The 18,705-nt window shown below is 67.4% G+C and carries 15 protein-coding genes; 10 read left to right on the forward strand and 5 right to left on the reverse strand.

What is annotated here, in order from left to right:
* The first annotated feature begins 147 nt into the window (after nt 1-147).
* Genes C5F75_RS27380 through C5F75_RS27410 form a run of 7 tightly spaced genes read left to right on the forward strand, consistent with a single transcriptional unit; the run spans nt 148 to nt 6,993 of the window.
* Nucleotides 148-1,230: an ABC transporter ATP-binding protein gene (locus C5F75_RS27380; RefSeq protein ID WP_059580170.1), complete on the forward strand. Its 1,083-nt coding sequence runs from the start codon at nt 148-150 to the stop codon at nt 1,228-1,230.
* Entirely contained in the window at nt 1,231-2,229 is a 999-nt protein-coding gene (locus C5F75_RS27385) for an ABC transporter permease (protein ID WP_059580167.1), read from the forward strand.
* On the forward strand, nt 2,226-3,020 hold the full coding sequence (locus tag C5F75_RS27390) for an ABC transporter permease (protein WP_059580164.1): 795 nt from the start codon (nt 2,226-2,228) through the stop codon (nt 3,018-3,020). Before C5F75_RS27385 ends, C5F75_RS27390 begins: the two co-directional genes overlap by 4 nt.
* Complete coding sequence (locus C5F75_RS27395; RefSeq protein ID WP_059580162.1) at nt 3,020-3,367, forward strand: (2Fe-2S)-binding protein; 348 nt, start codon at nt 3,020-3,022, stop codon at nt 3,365-3,367. Before C5F75_RS27390 ends, C5F75_RS27395 begins: the two co-directional genes overlap by 1 nt.
* Entirely contained in the window at nt 3,364-4,806 is a 1,443-nt protein-coding gene (locus tag C5F75_RS27400; protein ID WP_104012999.1) for an FAD/NAD(P)-dependent oxidoreductase, read from the forward strand. Before C5F75_RS27395 ends, C5F75_RS27400 begins: the two co-directional genes overlap by 4 nt.
* On the forward strand, nt 4,799-5,950 hold the full coding sequence (locus C5F75_RS27405) for an NAD(P)/FAD-dependent oxidoreductase (RefSeq protein ID WP_104013000.1): 1,152 nt from the start codon (nt 4,799-4,801) through the stop codon (nt 5,948-5,950). Before C5F75_RS27400 ends, C5F75_RS27405 begins: the two co-directional genes overlap by 8 nt.
* Complete coding sequence (locus C5F75_RS27410) at nt 5,947-6,993, forward strand: ABC transporter substrate-binding protein (RefSeq protein ID WP_099317128.1); 1,047 nt, start codon at nt 5,947-5,949, stop codon at nt 6,991-6,993. The genes C5F75_RS27405 and C5F75_RS27410 overlap by 4 nt, the downstream gene beginning before the upstream one ends.
* A 597-nt stretch (nt 6,994-7,590) precedes the next feature.
* On the opposite strand, the gene C5F75_RS27420 is transcribed toward C5F75_RS27410, so the two are convergent.
* From C5F75_RS27420 to C5F75_RS27430, 3 genes are read right to left on the reverse strand one after another with little or no spacing between them, the layout of a single operon-like run.
* On the reverse strand, nt 7,591-8,481 hold the full coding sequence (locus C5F75_RS27420) for a hypothetical protein (RefSeq protein WP_258048603.1): 891 nt from the start codon (nt 8,479-8,481) through the stop codon (nt 7,591-7,593).
* Nucleotides 8,447-12,301, reverse strand: a complete 3,855-nt coding sequence (locus tag C5F75_RS27425; protein WP_104013002.1) for a type VI secretion system Vgr family protein — start codon at nt 12,299-12,301, stop codon at nt 8,447-8,449. Before C5F75_RS27425 ends, C5F75_RS27420 begins: the two co-directional genes overlap by 35 nt.
* Nucleotides 12,302-12,571, reverse strand: a complete 270-nt coding sequence (locus C5F75_RS27430) for a PAAR domain-containing protein (protein ID WP_059580146.1) — start codon at nt 12,569-12,571, stop codon at nt 12,302-12,304.
* Between the two features lie 385 nt (nt 12,572-12,956).
* Between C5F75_RS27430 and C5F75_RS27435 the strand changes: the two genes are divergently transcribed.
* Complete coding sequence (locus tag C5F75_RS27435; RefSeq protein ID WP_104013003.1) at nt 12,957-14,294, forward strand: MFS transporter; 1,338 nt, start codon at nt 12,957-12,959, stop codon at nt 14,292-14,294.
* Between the two features lie 119 nt (nt 14,295-14,413).
* Here C5F75_RS27435 and C5F75_RS27440 read toward each other — a convergent pair whose 3' ends face one another.
* Both C5F75_RS27440 and C5F75_RS27445 read right to left on the reverse strand, forming a co-directional pair.
* Entirely contained in the window at nt 14,414-15,424 is a 1,011-nt protein-coding gene (locus C5F75_RS27440) for a 3-hydroxybutyryl-CoA dehydrogenase (protein WP_104013004.1), read from the reverse strand.
* Entirely contained in the window at nt 15,421-16,527 is a 1,107-nt protein-coding gene (locus tag C5F75_RS27445) for an NAD/NADP-dependent octopine/nopaline dehydrogenase family protein (protein ID WP_059580138.1), read from the reverse strand. The genes C5F75_RS27440 and C5F75_RS27445 overlap by 4 nt, the downstream gene beginning before the upstream one ends.
* A 149-nt stretch (nt 16,528-16,676) precedes the next feature.
* Here C5F75_RS27445 and C5F75_RS27450 point away from each other — a divergent pair, with 149 nt between their 5' ends.
* Entirely contained in the window at nt 16,677-17,651 is a 975-nt protein-coding gene (locus C5F75_RS27450; protein WP_099317124.1) for an AraC family transcriptional regulator, read from the forward strand.
* The gene (locus tag C5F75_RS27455) at nt 17,648-18,685 is read left to right on the forward strand and encodes a LysR family transcriptional regulator (RefSeq protein WP_099317123.1); all 1,038 of its coding nucleotides are present in this window, start codon (nt 17,648-17,650) and stop codon (nt 18,683-18,685) included. Before C5F75_RS27450 ends, C5F75_RS27455 begins: the two co-directional genes overlap by 4 nt.
* The last annotated feature ends 20 nt before the right edge of the window (nt 18,686-18,705 follow it).

The raw sequence follows: 18,705 nt of genomic DNA on the forward strand, positions 1-18,705 counted from the left end.
GCGATTCTCCGATTCGTTCCGGTCAATGGAATTTTTCCGAAATTCATCCCGTTCAGCAGAATTCGAAATTGACGCGCCGAAATATGGCTGGCTAGAGTCCGCGTCATCGGCGCACCGGCCATGCGGTGTGCGAACCCGGAGCTCTCCATGTCGTTTCTCACGCTTACGGATCTGACGAAAACCTTCGGCGAGCTCACCGCCGTCGCGGACGTCAACCTGTCGGTCGAGCAAGGCGAATTCGTGTCGCTGCTCGGGCCGTCCGGCTGCGGCAAGACCACCACGCTGCAGATGATCGCCGGCTTCGTCGACGTCACGCGCGGCCGCATCGCGCTCGACGGGCAGGACATCACGCACCTGAAGCCGAACCGCCGCGGGCTCGGCATCGTGTTCCAGAGCTATGCGCTGTTTCCGCACATGAGCGTCGCGGAGAACGTCGGCTTCGGCCTCGACATGCGCGGCGTCGACAAGGCCGAGCGCGCGGAGCGCATTCGCGCGGCACTGGCGCTCGTGCGGCTCGACGCGCTCGCGCACCGCTTTCCGCGCGAATTGTCCGGCGGCCAGCGGCAGCGCGTGGCGATCGCGCGCGCGGTCGTGATCGAGCCGCCCGTGCTGCTGCTCGACGAACCGATGTCGAATCTCGACGCGAAGCTGCGCGAGGACATGCAGTTCGAGCTGCGCGCGATCCAGCGCAAGATCGGCACGACGACGATCATGGTCACGCACGATCAGTCGGAAGCGCTGTCGATCAGCGACCGCGTGGTCGTGATGGAAGCCGGCCGCATCACGCAGACCGATACGCCGTATCGCGCATACGAGCGCCCCGAAAATCATTTCGTGTCGCAATTCATCGGCAAGGCGAACCTGCTGCCCGGCACGATCGTCGCGCACGACGGCGACGCGATCCGCATCGACCTCGGGCACGATCTCGCCGAGACGGGCCGCACCGCGCATCTGCCCCCGCGCGAGCGCGACGTGCGCGTGGGCGACGCGGTATCGGTCTGCATCCGCCCCGAAAAGCTGCGGCTGTGCGCGCCCGAGGCCGGCCGCTTCGCGGCGACCGTCACGAGCCGCTTCTTCCTCGGCAGCCAGTGGCTGTACCGCGTCGACAGCGCGCTCGGCGAAGTGCTCGTGTGCTGCCAGAACGAAGGCGCGGAGCCGCTCGCGGAAGGCGCGCCGGTCGGCATCGACTGGCACAGCGACGCGGTGCGCGTGATGCGCCGGGAGGCCTGAATGCGACAGCCTTCCCGCCCGCTCTCGACCGAAGGCGCACCGGCCGGGCTCGCGCAATCGGGCGCGACCGTGGCCGCCACGGCCGCGGCGGACGCGGTGACGCCCCGTGCCGTCGGCGGCGGCGCACCGCGCGCGCGCTGGCGCGCGCATGCGCCGCTGTGGCTGATGTGCGCACCTGCATTCGCGCTGTTCGCCGCGCTCGTGCTCGTGCCGCTCGCGATGACGTTCGTGCTGACGTTCTACCGCTTCGACCCGGCCACCGGCCCGATCGCCGCGTTCCAGTTCGGCAACTACGCGGAAGTGCTCGGCTCGTCGTACTTCCACACGATCTTCGCGCGCACGTTCGGCATTGCCGCGCTGACCACCGCGATCTGCGTCGCGATCGGCACGCCCGAAGCGTACGTGCTGTCGAAAATGCGCGACCCGTGGCGCTCGCTGTTCCTGCTCGCGATCCTCGCGCCGCTGCTCGTGTCGGTGGTCGTGCGCGCGTTCGGCTGGAGCATGCTGCTGAACACGAGCGGGCTCGTGAACCAGGCGCTCGCGCTCGTCGGCCTCGGGCCGTACAAGCTCGAATACACGACCTTCGCGATCGTGATCGCGCTGGTGCACGTGATGCTGCCGTTCATGGTGATCCCGGTGTGGACCGCGCTGCAGCGGCTCGATCCGCAGACCGAGCACGCCGCGCTGTCGCTCGGCGCGTCGCCGTTCACGACGCTGCGCCGCATCGTCGTGCCGCAACTGATGCCCGGCGTGCTGTCGGGCAGCCTGATGGTGTTCGGGCTGTCGGCGAGCGCGTTCGCGATTCCGGGCCTGCTCGGCGGGCGCCGCCTGAAGGTCGCGGCCACGGCCGTCTACGACGAATTCCTCGGCTCGCTGAACTGGCCGCTCGGCGCGACGATCGCGGTGCTGCTGCTCGCGGCGAACCTCGTCGTGATGCTCACCTACTACCGCGTGCTCGAACGCCGCTACGCGCGCAGCCTCGGAGGCGCCTCCCGATGAGAAAGAACGGCCCCTTTGCGCTGGCGTTCCACACGCTCGTGATCCTGTTCGTGCTCGCGCCGCTCGTGATCGTCGTGCTCGTCGCGTTCACGCCCGACGAAACGCTGACGCTGCCGACCCGCGGCGTGTCGCTGCGCTGGTTCCGCGCGATCCTCGACTATCCCGACTTCGTCACCGCGTTCCTCAACAGCGTGAAGCTCGCGTTCGCGTCGGCGACGCTGTCGCTCGCGATCGCATTGCCGGCCGGCCTCGCGATCGGCCGCGCGACGTTTCCGGGCCGCGCGTTCCTGAACGGGCTGCTGCTGTCGCCGCTCGTGATTCCCGGCCTCGTGCTCGGCATCGCGCTGCTGCGCTTTTTCGCGCTGATCGGCGCGACCGGTTCGTTCGCATGGCTCGTGCTCGCGCACATGATCGTCATCACGCCGTTCGTGATGCGGCTCGTGCTCGCGTCCGTCGCGGGCCTCGACCGCAGCATCGAGCAGGCCGCATGCTCGCTCGGCGCGGACCCGTGGACGACCTTCCGCCGCATCACGCTGCCGATGATCGTGCCCGGCATCACGGGCGGCTGGCTGCTCGCGTTCATCAACAGCTTCGACGAGCTGACGATGTCGATCTTCGTCACGTCGCCGCAGACGGTCACGCTGCCCGTGCGCATGTACATGTACGCGACCGAATCGATCGACCCGATGATGGCGTCGGTGTCGGCGCTCGTCATCTTCATCACCGCCGGCGCGATGCTGCTGCTCGATCGCGTGTACGGCCTGAACCGCATCCTGATCGGCCAACATTGATGACGACTCCCGTTTCCCGTACCAACGACATCGCGGACGACGGCGCGCAGTTCGTGCGCGTCGCCGAACGCGAGCGCGCGTCCGTCGCGTTCACGCTCGACGGCCGTCCTGCGCAGGCGCTCGCCGGCGACACCGTGCTCACCGCGATTCTGGTCGCGCAGCGTCGCGTGCGCATCAGCGAATTCAGCGGGCAGCCGCGCGCGGGCTTCTGCCTGATCGGCGCGTGCCAGGACTGCTGGGTGCGCACCGAAGCCGGCGCACGCGTGCGCGCATGCTCGACGCCGATCGTCGAAGGCATGCGGATTCTCACGATCGCCCGGCCGATCGCAGCCGGAGACGCAGCATGAACGCCGCGCTGCAGCCGGTGATCGTCGGCGCGGGGCCGGCCGGCGTGCGCGCGGCCGAGGCACTGGTCGACGCGGGACTGCGGCCGGTCGTGATCGACGAGAACGCGCGCTGGGGCGGACAGATCTATCGTCAACCGCCGGCCGGCGCCGCGTTCGCGCGCGACAAGCGCACGCTATACGGCTTCGAGGCCGCGAAGGCCGACGCGCTGCACCGGACGATGGCCGCGCTGCTGCCGCACGTCGACTACCGGCCGAACACACTGGCGTGGTCATGCGGCGCGGGCCGCGTCGACACGCTGCAGGACGGCCGTGAAGTGACGGTGCCGTACGCGCACCTGATCGTCGCGAGCGGCGCCACCGACCGCGTGCTGCCCGTGCCGGGCTGGACGCTCGCGGGCGTCTATACGCTCGGCGGCGCACAGGTCGCGCTGAAGGCGCAGGGCTGCGCGATCGGCCGGCGCATCGTTTTCGCGGGCACGGGGCCGCTGCTTTACCTCGTCGCTTACCAGTATGCGAAGGCCGGCGCGCAGGTCGCGGCCGTGCTCGATACGAGCCCGCTGCGCCGCCAGGCCGCCGCCGCGCCCGCGCTGCTGCGCCTGCCGTCGATCTTCGCGAAGGGGCTCTACACCATCGGCTGGCTGCGCGCGCACGGCGTCACGATCGAAACGGGCGTCACGTTCGAGCGCGTGCTCGGCGCCCGACATGTGACGGGGCTCGCATGGCGCGCCGCAGGCGACGACGAGCGCACCGCGTCGCCGCGCGTGCTCGACTGCGATGCGCTCGGCCTCGGCTTCGGCCTGCGTTCCGAAACGCAGCTCGCCGATCTGGCCGGCTGCCGGTTCGGCTTCGACCCGCTCAATCGCGCATGGCTGCCGGAGCGCGACGCGGCCGGGCGCACGTCGGTGCGCGGTATCTACGTCGCCGGCGACGGCGCGGGCATCGCGGGCGCCGACGCGGCCGAAGCGTCGGGCCGACGTGCGGCGCTCGCGTTGCTCGACGATGCCGGCATCGCCTCTCGCTCGCCGTCCGGCAAACCCGACACGGCGGCGCTCGACCGCACGCTCGCACGCATCGGCTCGTTCCGCGTGGGCCTCGAAGCGGCATTCGCGCCGCCGGCCGACCAAGCCGCGCGCTGCCCCGACGACACGATCGTGTGCCGCTGCGAGGAAGTCGACGCGGGCACGCTGCGCCGCTGCATTCGCGCGGGCGCAGCGACCGAAATGAACCGGCTGAAAGCGCTGACGCGCGTCGGCATGGGTCGCTGCCAGGGCCGCATGTGCGGCGACGCGGCCGCGCTCGTGCTGGCCGCCGAAACCGGCCTTCCGCTCGCCGACGTCGGCCGGTTGCGTGCGCAACCGCCGGTGAAGCCGTTCCCGATCTCGGCCGCGCTCGCGGGCGACGACGTCGCGGCGATTCCCGACGAGGCGCGCGATGAGTGAGCGTCGACATTACGACGTCGCGATCGTCGGCGGCGGCCTCGTCGGCGCGTCGGCCGCACTCGCGCTCACGCGACGCGGCTTGCGCGTCGGGCTGTTCGAGCGGCGCGACTGCGGTGCGCAGGCGAGCGGCGTGAACTACGGCGGGGTGCGCTGCCAGGGCCGCCCGGCCGAGCAATTGCCGCTCGCGCTGCGCGCGCGGCGTATCTGGGATCGCCTGCCCGAACTGATCGGCATCGACGGCGAATTCGTCGTGTCCGGCCACTTGCGGCTTGCGCGCAGCGACGCCGATCTCGACGCGCTCGACGCGTACGCCGCGCTCGCCGGCGAACACGGCTTGCCGCTGCAGGTGATGCGCGGCGACGCGTTCCGCCGCCGCTACCCGTGGCTCGGCCGCGCGGCGCTCGGCGGCTCGCTGTGCGAGGCCGACGGCCATGCGAACCCGCGCCTCGTGTCGCCCGCGTTCGCGCGCGCGGCTCGCGCGGCGGGCGCGGACGTGTTCGAGCACACCGCGGTCGACGAGGTTCACCACGACGGCACGCGCTTTCACGTGCAGGCCGGCGGCCGCGCGCACACGGCGACATGGCTGATCAATTCGGCCGGCGCATGGGCGAACACGATCGCCGAGCGCTTCGGCGAAGCCGTGCCGATGGAGCCGATCTACCCGAACATGTGGGTGACCGAACCGCTGCCGCCGTTCATCGCGCACAACCTCGGCGTGTACGGCGGCGGCGTGTACGCGCGCCAGGTCGCGCGCGGCAACTGCGTGATCGGCGGCGGCCGCGGCCGCGGCGACGGCGAATTCGGCCAGCCGTCGGTCGATACGACGCGCGCGGTGATGCGCGACGCGTGCGCGCTGCTGCCCGCGCTGCGCGACGCGCTGCTGATCCGCACGTGGAGCGGCGTCGAAGGCTGCACGCCCGACCACAACCCGATCATCGGCGCGAGCCGCACGACGCCGCACCTGCTGCATGCATTCGGCTTTTCAGGCGGCGGCTTCCTGCTCGCGCCGGGTGTCGGCGAGGTACTCGCCGATCTCGTCACCACCGGCGAAACCGTCACGCCACTCGATGCATTCTCGATCGGCCGCTTCTTCCCGCAAGCCGCGCCGACCGCCCCTTTCCGTCAAGAGGAGATCCAAAAATGAAACTGCTCGGCACGATCGCGGCGGCCGCCGCCCTTTGCATCGCAGGCGCCGGCGCGCCCGCGTGCGCGCAAACGAAGACGATCTACGTCGGCATGAACGGCGGGCCGATGGAAAAGGCCTATACGAGCCAGGTGCTGCCCGACTTCGAGAAGGCCAACAACGTGAAGGTGGTGATCGTGCCCGGCACGTCGTCGGACGTGCTCGCGAAGCTGCTCGCGAACCGCAACAAGCCGCAGATCCACGTCGCGTTCCTCGACGACGGTGTGATGGCGCGCGCGGTGAGCCTCGGCGTATGCCAGAAACTCGACGATTCGCCGGTATTGAAGGAGTTGTACCCGTTCGCGCGGATGAAGGACGACGTCGGCGCGGGCGTGCAGCTCGGGATGACCGGCATCGCGTACAACAAGAAGCTGTTCGCCGAGAAAGGCTGGGCGCCGCCGACGTCGTGGATGGATTTCGCCGATCCGAAATACAAGGGCAAGGTCGTGTTCCAGTCGGCGTCGAGCAGCACGTTCGGGCTGCACGGCTTCCTCGCGATCAACCGGCTGCTCGGCGGTAACGAACAGAACGTCGAGCCGGGCTTCAGCAAGTGGGCGAGCACGGTCGGGCCGAACGTCGTCGAATACATCCCGAACTCGGCGAAGATCTCGGAGATGGTACAGACGGGCGAAGCCGGCCTGTTCCCGCTGACGCCGACCGGCGTCGGCGACCTGCAGGACAAGGGCATCCCCGTTGCGTATGCGAATCCGAAGGAAGGCCCGGTGCTGCTGCTCGTCGACCTGTGCGTGGTCGCGAACAATCCCGATCCGCAACTCGCGCAGAAGCTCGCGCAGTTTTTGCTGTCCGCGCCCGCGCAGACGAAGGCGGCCGAGGCCGGCAAGCAGATTCCGACCAACCGTCTCGCGAAGATGCCTGCCACGATGCAGCAAAGCCTCGGCAACGTCGACGATCTGGTGCGCAAGGTGACGGTGGTCGACTGGACCGCGATCAACGCACGCCGTGCGCAGTGGGATACGCGGTGGAATCGGCAGATCGAGCGGTGAGGGGGTAGCGTGCGCCGCCGCGGGCGAAAAGGGACGAAGCCAAGGAGAGCGCAGTCGGGTCCATTTCTGGCCCGCGGCACGTGGGCGTTCAACAAATCACAAAGGGCGGGCCGGGCCCGCCCTCGAGTTCATGCCTTGTCAGGTTCGGAGGCGTCCTGCATCCTATAACGGGTGGTCGTGTGGCGCTCTAAATCACACCCGGCGACCCGGTACGTGCTCGATGCGCCGCCCTTGCTCGCGTTCCGCCTGGGGGCAATGTGCGGACTGCGGGAAATTTTCGTCTCTCGTAGGCCAACCATTACTGTGAACCCGAGACGGGGATGAATCCTTGCCACAAGCCGGTCTCGGGACATAACGCGCTCATCCCAATAGGCTTGCACCACTTCGGCACACGCATAAGCATCTTCTTCATGTGACTGGCTCCGGTATCCCTCTCCGAAACTCACCATCTTCGCCGCCGTTTCCGGCGACACTCTCAACAGCTTGCACACCTCGGCCTGTGCAATTGGCACGTCGGGCTTTACATAAGCGCGGCGTGGCCGATTCTGCATGTGTGAAATCGGCCAGCTGTGGGCATTCGCTAACGCGGATGCGACGTCATCCTTCCTGTGTCCACGGCGGGTCGCCGTATTCCTCCAACCACATCCATCGGCCGGGTTCGAAGAGGTCCGCGTATTGCGCTCGTTGTGCTTGCTCCCAAGGGGTCAACTTGCGGACGTCAGGGAATTTTTGACCCTTGCGGATCAGCAACCGATGCGACTCCGATGTTTTGCTGTATCCCTGCCATATCCCCGTTTCCGGGCACAGCATGCCTGTGCACAGGTTCATTTCCCCATATTTCTGCCGCTTCGCTCGTTGCTCTTCGAGACGGCGTTGCTTGCGTTCGTCCGGCGTCAGGATTTTGTATGCGCGACGTATCCTCACTTCATCAAGGACCGGCGGGGATAATCCGTCCGGGGAATTCACGTAAAATAGATTCACGTTCACGGGAAACTTGCTTCCCGGAAGGTCCTTCGATCGGTAGCGGAAGGACTGCAAATTCGGCATTTTCGGGTCGCGCACCATCATCTCGTTCCCGTATTGACGATTTCCCTCTCCGTCAATCCAATAATCCTCCAGCTGGAGAAGCGATTTTATTTCTGCAGCCGACAAACCAGCAACCCTTGCGTCGAAGATAATCCTTACTCCGGCTGGAACAATTTTTACCTTGTCGCGATTATCGCTGTAGTCCTCCGGGTCGTCGCCTGTGGAAAATTCGATCGTCGTTCGATGGAGTGCACGATTTGCGTACTTATAAAGATATCCTTTTGCAGGATGGTGCGTCCATGTCGTGTAGTTTGTTCCAAAGACAATATGTTTCGGATCGTAGGGTGCATCATCGCGCAGGATCGCCATGGCCGTTTCAAGGATGGTGCGCAGCACGGTGCGTTGCTCCTCGTCTGTCGTTTGCACTTCAAATCCCTCCCCCAATGGCGTGAAATGAAGCATCGTATTCTCCTGTGCATGTACCGGGGTTACGCACGAAAGCACGATCAGGACGGTCCCAATAGGCTTGCACCACTTCCGCACACGCATATGCATCTTCTTCATGTAACTGACTCCGGTATCCCTCTTCGAAACTGACCATCTTCGCCGCCGTCTCTGGCGGCACTCTCAACAGCTTGCACACCTCGGCCTGTGCAATTGGCACGTCGGGTTTCACATAGGATCCGCCAGTCTGATTCTGCAGATGCGAAATCATCCAGTAATAGTGAAAAATAAGCATGCGATGAAGTCCTGTGGAAACTCGTGCATCGCTCGGAATTTGAGTTTTCTTCGTAACCGCGAAAATATCTTCGGGGATATATTGTTTATAAACGACATTTATTTTCTTAAATGAAGAATAATCTTCACAGTGCCGATTAAGCAAAGCCATCATCCAGAATGCCTGCTGACAATGTCGTGCTTCGTGATAAAGCAAGTCGGCGAATGCTTTCAGGTTTCTATCCAAGGCAGCTGCGTTGTTTGACGATGCGATGATCTTCAGTATCTCGGTTTCTTGAATGACGATCGTCCACTTTGGCGTGGAAAACGACGCGCTTACGTCTGAGCGCATGTTGTACCTGGATCGACCTTCAATCGCATTAACAATGACGATCTTGGGAGTTGCGCCATTTGATTTCATTGGGTCGCTTGAAGAACCACTTGGCAATCCAAACGGCCCGGTCGAAAGTGCGACGCATAGTATTTTTTCAACTGCGAGCGCAATGTTTTCATTCAGATTCCTTGTTAACTCGCCGCTCACCGTATAGTACTTGCCCCACGGAATCCCCTTGAGCACCTTCTTGATCGCCACCGTATAAGCTTTCGTCACCGGATACTCGACATCCCGGCGCACCGGCATATTGCGCGGCGTATCCCCCTGTTTGGCCCCGTCGATGAAGTGATGGAAACGCAACCCGAAGTTCAGCGGATCGCATGCCGCGAACGCGGGCCGCTGGCTGCCCGACGTAGCGCCCTGTTCCGGGGTACTGGCCTCCCTACCCATGATCGTCGCCGCGCGCTTGTCGGCGTTCGGCGCCCGGGCGGTGTAGGGCGCCGTGTTCTCGCGCACGATCGCGGCCCGATTCACCGCAATCACCTTGTCCGGCGCGCTCGCCGCCAGCAATTCCACCGTGCCGAACGCGATGTCGTGACTCGTCACCACGTCCGTTTCGCCCCGCTCGTTGCTCACGCCCTCGATCACGCGTCCGTTGTCCAGCGTGATCCGATACGGCTGCTTCGGCAAGGCAAACCCGCTGCCGTGCTCCAGCAGCACGAACTGCGCGGCGTACCGCCCGGGGTGTTCGGGCGTGACCGGCATGCGCATCGGTCGCACCCGTGCATGGTCGGTCTGATGACTGCCCGCATGGATCGTGTGCTCACCCGCCGTGCGCACCACATATCCGCGGTCGCTGATGCGTACTTCCGTCCTGCCGGCGTGCAGCACGATTTCCTCTGCCGCGTGCAGGTGGATACTGTCGGCCGTGCTCGTGAGCCGGATGGCTTTCCTCGCGGTGACGTCGACGCCATCCGTCTGCGCATCGATCCGCACTTTCCCCGCGGCAGCGACGAGCGCCATGCCCGCCTTGTGCACGAACAGCGAGAACGCGTTCGACACGCTCGCGAACAACGACCGCCCCACGGCGATCCCGACATGCCGGCCGCTCGTCACCGCCACGTCCTCGCCGCTGGCGATATGCGCGCCGCGCTCGGCCGCCATGCTGATGCCGGCAGATCCGGCCAGCACGATGTCGGGTTCGGCCAGTTCCGGGAAGTCGTTCGTGCCCCCGGACGGTGTGCCCCGAATCGCATCGTTGCGCGCGTTGATCGCCCGGTGGACGTCGCGCTGATCGGCGCCGGGTGGTGGTGCGTCGTGCCGTTGCGCCAGATCCGCGAGGCTTTTCTGCAGGTCACGCGCCTGCGTCAGCCGGCCGACGGCCGCTTTCGCGGCCTTCGCGTGGCCGGGGCCGCCTGGCTGGCCGTCCGTTGATACGAACAGTCCCTTCAACGCCCGAACAACACCCCAGTCGTCGGTGCGAAGCTCGAAACCCTTGCCACGCGCGTCGCCGCGACCTTTCTTGCGTGTGATACGGCGGAGGTTACCCAGGCTCAGCGTCGATGCACCGGCATCGCTCGACAGCTGCGTCTGGATTTGTTCCCGCGTATCGTCGATCGCGAGATGACCGGACGCGGTGCCGTGAAACTCCCGACCGCGGATCACGGCGAGCGAATGGTTGTACGGCAGCTCCAGCGCAGGCTGTCGGAACGCGTTGACCGCGCTGCCGATGATCACCGGCAAATCCGGGTCGCCCTGGTAGTGCGACACCGCGACCTCGTGGCCGATGCGCGGGATGAACGTCGCCCCCATGTCCACGCCTTGCCACGGCGACAGCACGCGCAGCCAGATACCGGCATGCTCGTCGTGCGTGCCGTGCCGGTCCCAGGCGAACTGCACCTTCACGCGGCCGTATCGGTCGGTCCAGACTTCCTGTCCGGCGGGGCCGACGACGATGGCTGTCTCCGGCCCGCTCATGACCGGCTTGCGAACGCTGCGTTCCAGGCGGAACGGCTCGTTGGCCGGCAACAGCTCGAATCGCGCGTCGACGCGACAGGTCGGCGCGTCGCTGGTGCGCTGCGCGAGCTCTTCGATATCGAGCGTGCACGATACGACGAGGTACTCTCGATTGGCCGCCTGCTGCGGATAGCCGGTCAACTCAAAGGTATGCCCGGCCGCGAGGCCGCGCAGGTTTCCTTGCCCGTTCGCACGCAGCCCCTTGGAGCGCTGCGCCTCGAGTTGAACGTTTGCGAAGTGATGCGCCTCGCGCGCCGTATCGTTCGGTTGGCCCGTCAGCCCAGGCGCGCCGGCAAGCGGCTGACTGTAATCGCCCCATCCGTAGATCTCGCCATCGGCGCTTGCGTTCGGGCGAGGGGCTTCCGCCGTCGCGGCGAGATCGGCCCGCGGGCGCGTGTAGTCGTAGTCCGTCACGCTCATGCCGCCCGGCGTCAGACGCCGGGTCACGGACAGCGTATGGATGTGTTCCGCGTCGATGCGCCGCGCGCCGGGCGGCAGATAGCGCAACGTCGCATAAGCGGCACGATGCGGCCGATGCCCGCCCATCGAGTCGCACAGGACCAGGCGATGACGGCCGCCGTCGTGTTCGAACCACCACCAGATTCCCCATTCTTCCCAGAGGCGTTGCAGGAACGCCCAATCCGATTCGAACGCCTGACGCTGGACGTCGCGTGTCGGATACGCGCCGCGGAATGCGCCCAGGCGCTTGTCGACGGGGTATGGGTATTTCTCGAGTACCGCGTCGGTGATTTCGACGACGGTCATATCCTGGAACAGACGGCAATCCTGCGTCAGCGCCGCGCGATAGAGCCACGGGCGCAGCTCCAGTTCGTACAGGATTGAATCGCGATCCTGCCCGGCCAGCCGTGCCGCTTCGACCAGTCCGCTGATCTCGCGCGTTCCGGCGCCCCTGTTGTCGTGTCCAGCCGTGCCGGGCGGCTCCGGCGCGAGCGACCCTGTGTCCTGGAGCCGGATCGACACCGTCACTTCGGTGCCGACGATCTCGTCCAGCTCGACATCGGCCGTGCGACTGGGAGAGAACGCATAGGCGTCGTCGGTTCGCAGCGTGACGAGGTAGCGGCATGCATCGAGACGGCCAAGGGTTTCGGTGCCTTGCAAGCGCACGGGAACGAAGACCGGCAGCGCATCCATTCCGTAGGTCGGCAACGATGCGCCGGAGATCGAGAGCGTGCGAGCATGAGCAAAAATCGCCATTCATGCCGCCCCTGTTGCTCGCGGGCCAATGACGATTGCGCCGCAGCCGGTTGCGTCGCCGCGATATCCCACCAGGCGGCCATGGTGCATGCGCGGCCCGCTCGCCAGCAGCGGAAACACGCCATCGCATTTCGGACAACGAACACCATGGCCGTCAAGCGCCACGCCGATTCCGAGATGTTTCAGGTCGTCGGCGGCTTCGATGACGGTGCCGTCGTGGTCGGTGGCGTCTCCGAGGCGAACCATTTCATGGCCTTGTTCGTTCTTCATCAGCGATCTCGCATATCACGTGGATCGAGATTGATAACGCGGAAATGCAACGCCGCCTATGGGATGAATACGAATTTTCCGGCTTCGACTTTCGTTAATAAAGCCCCTTTTCTGCGTGATCCGATTTGTACCGGTCGCAAGCAACCGGACGCCTGCATGGAGTCTGTCTGAACTTTTCTGGCCCGCCCGAAACATCCATGCCAGTTTCCACGCAAATGCAGGCACGCAGCGTGACCTTTTCCACCCGCGAGGGTTGTACCCATCATCAACCGGAGTGATGACACTCCCCTTTTTCTGCGGATTTGACGGGGCTGCCGGGGCCGACAACACTAGCCCGCAGTGCTGCAAAAGACGGCACGCGCCCGCCTCCCCTTCAGAGTCCGCCATGTACCCGACCGACACCGTGCAATCCCCGAGCGCCGCCCGGCCGCTCGCTGACCGGCAGCTACGCCGGATCGTCATCGCCTCCGTCGCCGGCAACGCGATGGAATGGTATGACTTTTTCGTCTACGGCACGGCCGCAGCGCTGGTGTTCGGCCACGTGTTCTTTCCGCCCGGCGCATCGCCACTGGCCGGCAGCCTCGCCGCGTTCGCCGCATTCGCGCTCGGTTTCGTCGCGCGGCCGCTCGGCGGAATCGTGTTCGGCCACGTCGGCGATCGTTACGGACGCAAGGCGTCGCTCGTGTGGACGCTGCTGATCATGGGCGCATCGACCTTCGCGATCGGCCTGCTGCCGACCTACGCGCAGGTCGGCCTGTGGGCGCCGGCCGCGCTCGTCGTGCTGCGGCTGCTGCAGGGCATCGCGTCCGGCGGCGAATGGGGCGGCGGCGTGCTGATGATCAGCGAGAACGCGCCGCCCGAGCAGCGCGGCTATTACGCGGCGTGGAGCCAGCTCGGCGTGGGCGGCGGCTTCGTGCTGTCGTCGGCCGCGTTTCTCGCCGCGCAGGCGCTGCCGGACGACATGTTCCGCACGTGGGGCTGGCGGCTGCCGTTCCTCGCGAGCATCGCGATCTTCGCGATCGGCATCTATATCCGCCGCCATCTGCCGGAAAGCCGCGACTTCGAGCAGGCCGGCAAGCGCGGTGCGCGCACGCATTTGCCGATCATCGAGTGCATCCGCCGCCATCCGAAGGAAATCCTGCTCGCGATGGGGCTGCGCGTGGCCGAGAACGGCGGCGCGTACATCTTCCTCGCGTTCTCGCTCGTCTACGGCAAGTACGTCGGGATTCCGAACGGCACGATGCTGACTGGCGTGATGATCGCGATGATCGTCGAGATGGGCGCGATGCTCGCGTGGGGTCGCCTGTCCGACCGGATCGGCCGCAAGCCCGTGTACCTGATCGGCGCGCTGAGCCTGATCGCGTGCGCGTTTCCGTTCTTCTGGCTGCTCGATACGCGCGTGACGCCGCTCGTGTGGCTCGCGCTGACGGTCGGCACGGCGGTGAGCCACGGTGCGATGATCGGCACGCTGCCGGCGCTCGTCGGCGAGCTGTTCAGCACCGAAGTGCGTTACTCGGGCGTCGCGCTCGGCCATGAAGTCGCGTCGATCTTCGCGGGCGGCATGTCGCCGCTGATCGCGACCGCGCTGCTCGCGCGCTATCACGCGTCGTGGCCCGTATCGCTGTTCCTCGTCGCACTCGGCCTCGTGACCGTCGCGACGCTGTGCGTGATGCGCGAGACGCGTGCCGTACCGGCGGCCGGCACGCGCGGCGACGCGGCATGAGCGCGCGGCCCGCGCCGGCCGCCGCACCCGCGTTGCCGGTAAACGATTGGCGCACCGGTTCACGGCGCCACGTGCGCGCTGGCGCGGCGCCGCAAGCGCACGCAGCCGCAACGTCGAGGCTACGCGTCCCGGCCGCGCCGCGCGCTGTCGAACGTCGGCACGAGCCCGAGATGGTCGAGCAGCCGCGCGAATTCGCCGAGCCGCCGGCGCATGTACGCGGGCACATCCACGTTCGCATAGTCGTGGAAGCCGGCGCCCGTGCGCACGCCGTCGCGGCCGGCTTCCATGTTGCGCACGACGCTCGCGGCCGGCGCGAAGCGCGGCCCGATCTCGCCGGCCAGGTACGTCGACGCGTAATACAGGATGTCGCAGCCGCCCCAGTCGATGAATTCGAGCAGCCCGAGCACCGCGAAGCGCGGGCCGAAGCCGGTGCGGATGGCCGTGTCGATATCCTCCGCGCTTGCGACGCCTTCCTCGACCATCCGTGCGGCCTCGTTCATCGCGAGCGCCTGGATGCGCGGCACGATATAGCCGGGCGCCGGCCCGCAGATCACCGGCTTCTTGCCCACGCGTTCGAGCAGCGCCGCGAGCGCGTCGACGACGGACCGATCCGTTACCTCGCTGCGGCTGACCTCGACGAGCGGCATCAGCAGCGCGGGATTGAGCCAGTGTGCGTTCAGCATCCGCGCCGGGTGCGCGACGTAGCGCTGCAATTCGGTGACGACGAACGTCGACGTGGTGGACGCGATCGTTGCGTGCGCATCGACGTGTTCGCCGAGCCAGCGCAGCGCGTCCGCCTTGGCATCGAGCACTTCGGGCAGCGCTTCGAACACGATATCGGCATCGCGCACCGCGTCGGCCGCGCCGTCCCGCGCGACGATCGCGATGCGCGCGACGACGGCATCCGCCTGTGCGGCATCGATGCGGCCCAGCGCGACCTGCGCATGCAGCGGCCGGGCGATCTCGTCACGCGTGCGATCGTCGAATGCGCGACGGCCGGCCGCATCGCGCGGCTTGAAGTCGATCAGCGTCACGTCGAGGCCCGCGAACGCGAACACGAGCGCGATGCCCTGCCCCATGCGCCCCGCGCCGAGCACGTGGATGCGCGTCACTTCCGCGGCCGCCTTCATGCCGTGTACCCCGCGCCGAGCAGCACGCGCAGCGCGTCGCGTGACAGCGTCGCGAGCCCGAGCCGTTCCAGCGTGCGGCCTTCCGCGTACAGGTCCCGCACCGCCACCGCGCTCGCGATGCCCAGCAGTCCCTGCGCGACGGGCGTCGGCACGCCGGCCCAACGCCCGCACGACACGATGAACGACAGCCCGAGCCGGGTGTCCTCGAGCATGTAGCGATGCGTGCGCAGATCGATCTTCTCGCGCCAGTCGCCGCTATCGGTCAGCTTGCCGTGCGCGCCGCGCCCGTACATCCACTCGTCGCCTTCGGTCGCGTAGTGATCGGCGAGCGGAAAATGCGGCGCGCGGTAGCCGAGCGCTTCGCGCACCGCGATACGTTCGGCGTCGAGCGCGTTCGTCACGCGGCGGATCGACGGCTGCGTGCCTTCGTTGTGGATGTCCCACGCGTCGAAGTGTTCGAGCGGCCCGGCGTTCATCAGGATCAGCGGCGGATGGATCACCGGGCCCGCGTTCATCAGCGCGCCGGACAACGCATCCTCGACCGCCTCGACCGACGGATAGCCCGCACGCAGCACGTCGAACGCCCAGCCGGCCGCGTTCGCCGGCCACACGCCGGTCGGCAGGCGCGTCGCGTACGCGCTGATCACGACGTCGTTGTCGCCATGCTTGCGCACGAGGTACGGCAGCGTGCCCGTTTCGGCGAACGCGACGCGCGCACGATTGCCGGCGTCGGCCGCCGCGCGGGCGAACACGACGCTGCCGAACGTGCCGGGCGGCAAAAACACGACCTGGCCGTCCTCCAGCAGCGGCGCGACCTGCGCGGCGAGCGCGTCGTGCGACGTGGCCGGCAGCGGCACCACGACGAGCCGCGCGCCGCTCAACGCGGCGGCGAGATCGTCGGTCAGGCGAATCGCGCCGGGCGCGTCGCCGAGCGGCACCGTGCGCTTGCCGCGATAGTCGGTGACGTTCAGCACGCCGAGCTCGTGCAGCCGCGCATGCGGCGCGCGGTCGCGCCGCCACCACGTCACGTCGTGGCCTTTTTCGAGCAGGTCGATGGCCGCCGCATGGCAGCCGTGGCCGCCGCCCAGAACACATACCTTCATCGTTTTCTCCCGGTGATCGAGTCTGTCCGAGACTACGCGGCCGCCTGCGCCGCGTCGCTTCAAAACGCGCAACGACGCGCCCGTTCGCGCAACGCAATTGCGGCGCCGTGCACGACGCTGCACGCCCGCCTCCGCTTCGAGGTCTAGGAATGGACATCGCCCTTTCCCGTCATGCGCCGAACCGGCTCGGCACGCTGCAGGCGCCCGACGAAGTCGAACGCGCGGTCGCGCATCGTCTCGGGCCGCATCGGATGGCCGCGTCCGGCCGCGATCCGTTTCATGCGGAGCTGTACGAGGTGCCGCTGCATCACGGCGCGCTGCTCGAACTCTGCTACGGTCGTGAAACGCGCATCGATTTCGGCGACGACGCCGATCACTTCCTGTTCCGGCTGACGCTCGCGGGCGCGTGCGAACTGCAAGCCGGCAGCGTCGTCGCGCGCGCCGGCCCCGGCGCGCTGACCGTGTCGTCGCCCGCGCTCGCGAGCCGCCTGCGCACGAGCCGCGATTGCCGCAATCTCGTGCTGCGGCTCGAACGCGGCGCGCTCGAACGCAAGTTGCAGGACATGCTGCGCGCGCCGCTCACGCGGCCGCTGCAATTCGACCTCGCGACGAGCGGCGCGGGCGCGGGCGCCGCGCTCGTGCTGTCGACCTTCGAATACCTGTGCCGGCTCGGCGCGCAGCCGCGCATCGGCACGGCGTCGCCGGTGTTCGGCGCGGACCTCACCGCGTGGCTGATGTCGCTGCTGCTCACGCACCTGCCGCACGCGTACAGCGACGCGCTGCTGCGCGGCACGCCACCGCTGCCCGCGCACGTGCGGCGCGCGTGCGCTCACGTCGATGCGCACCTCGGCGAACCGCTCGCGCTCGCCGTGCTGGCGGCCGTCGCGGGCGTCGCGCCGCGCACGCTGCAGCATGCGTTCCGCGCGTTCCTGCACACCACGCCGGCCGCGTACGTGCGCGAGCGCCGGCTCGCCGCCGTGCACGCGGCGCTGCAACGCGGCGACGCGCGCAGCGTGACCGACGTGCTGATCGCGCACGGCATCCATGGCTTCGGCCATTTCGCGAAGGCATATGCGCGGCGTTACGGCCACGCGCCTTCCGTCACCGCGAGGCAGACACGTTGACGCTCTCCACTCCCGGCCGCGCGACGGCCCCCGCCCGCCCCGAAGCCGCGCCGCACGACGGCGACTCGCCCGACGGCCTGCGCGTGCAGGATCTCGATCTCAACCTGTTGAAGACGTTTCGCGCGGTGTATGAAGAGCGGAACGTCGGCCGCGCGGCGCTGCGGCTCGGCGTCACGCAGCCGTCCGTCAGCCACGCGCTCGGCCGGCTGCGGCTGATGTTCCGCGACGCGCTGTTCGTGCGCACCGGCACCGGCGTCGAGCCGACCCCGCGCGCGCAACGGCTCGCGATCTCGGTCGACAAGGCACTCGCGATCCTGCAGGACGTGCTCGACGAAGGCTCGCGCTTCGCGCCCGACAGCACGCAGCGCGTGTTCCGCCTGCACATGAGCGATTTCGCGGCGAGCGCGTTCCTGCCGACGCTGCTCGCCGCGTTCGACCGGCGCGCGCCGGGCGCCGTGATCGAGACGCTGCACGTCGACGAATGCCAGCTCAACGTCGCACTCGAATCGGGGCGCATCGACTTCGCGCTCGGCCATTTCGCCGATGCGTCGAGCCATTTCCAGCGCACCGCGCTGCTGCACGAGCGCTGCGTGCTGCTGATGCCGCGCCGCACCGCCCGGCGCGTCGGCCTGCCCGACGATTTCGTGCTCGACGGCGCGGCGCCCGACGCGCTGCGCTTCGTCGCGATCACGTCGCATCCGCAATCGATGCAATTGCTCGAACGGCACGAACTGATGCCGCGCGTGCGCGCGGCGCTGCCCGATTTCATGGTGGTGCCGGCATTACTGCAAGGCGGCGACTATGCGCTGATCCTGCCGGAGACGATCGCGATCACGTTCGCGGCGCGCCAGCCGTGCGTGCTTTACGAAGTCGCCGGCGCCGGCGAGTGGTCCGTCAACGCGTACTGGCATCGTCGCTTCGACGCGGACCCCGGCCATCGCTGGCTGCGCGCGCTGCTGCTCGAACTGTTCAATATCGGCGAGCAGGCACCGTTCGACGCATGGCTCGCGCCGCACCCGCCCGCCTGCGCGTAGCGGCGCGAGCGGGCCCGCAC

The organism is Burkholderia anthinoferrum, assembly GCF_002925705.1.
GTDB lineage: Bacteria > Pseudomonadota > Gammaproteobacteria > Burkholderiales > Burkholderiaceae > Burkholderia > Burkholderia semiarida.

Excerpts from the sequence above, each read along its gene's own strand:
- C5F75_RS27380 (WP_059580170.1), top strand. The coding sequence starts at position 148 with ATGTCGTTTCTCACGCTTACGGATCTGACGAAAACCTTCGGCGAGCTC.
- C5F75_RS27385 (WP_059580167.1), top strand. The coding sequence starts at position 1,231 with ATGCGACAGCCTTCCCGCCCGCTCTCGACCGAAGGCGCACCGGCCGGG.
- C5F75_RS27390 (WP_059580164.1), top strand. The coding sequence starts at position 2,226 with ATGAGAAAGAACGGCCCCTTTGCGCTGGCGTTCCACACGCTCGTGATC.
- C5F75_RS27395 (WP_059580162.1), top strand. The coding sequence starts at position 3,020 with ATGACGACTCCCGTTTCCCGTACCAACGACATCGCGGACGACGGCGCG.
- C5F75_RS27400 (WP_104012999.1), top strand. The coding sequence starts at position 3,364 with ATGAACGCCGCGCTGCAGCCGGTGATCGTCGGCGCGGGGCCGGCCGGC.
- C5F75_RS27405 (WP_104013000.1), top strand. The coding sequence starts at position 4,799 with ATGAGTGAGCGTCGACATTACGACGTCGCGATCGTCGGCGGCGGCCTC.
- C5F75_RS27410 (WP_099317128.1), top strand. The coding sequence starts at position 5,947 with ATGAAACTGCTCGGCACGATCGCGGCGGCCGCCGCCCTTTGCATCGCA.
- C5F75_RS27420 (WP_258048603.1), bottom strand. The coding sequence starts at position 8,481 with ATGCTTCATTTCACGCCATTGGGGGAGGGATTTGAAGTGCAAACGACA.
- C5F75_RS27425 (WP_104013002.1), bottom strand. The coding sequence starts at position 12,301 with ATGGCGATTTTTGCTCATGCTCGCACGCTCTCGATCTCCGGCGCATCG.
- C5F75_RS27430 (WP_059580146.1), bottom strand. The coding sequence starts at position 12,571 with ATGAAGAACGAACAAGGCCATGAAATGGTTCGCCTCGGAGACGCCACC.
- C5F75_RS27435 (WP_104013003.1), top strand. The coding sequence starts at position 12,957 with ATGTACCCGACCGACACCGTGCAATCCCCGAGCGCCGCCCGGCCGCTC.
- C5F75_RS27440 (WP_104013004.1), bottom strand. The coding sequence starts at position 15,424 with ATGAAGGCGGCCGCGGAAGTGACGCGCATCCACGTGCTCGGCGCGGGG.
- C5F75_RS27445 (WP_059580138.1), bottom strand. The coding sequence starts at position 16,527 with ATGAAGGTATGTGTTCTGGGCGGCGGCCACGGCTGCCATGCGGCGGCC.
- C5F75_RS27450 (WP_099317124.1), top strand. The coding sequence starts at position 16,677 with ATGGACATCGCCCTTTCCCGTCATGCGCCGAACCGGCTCGGCACGCTG.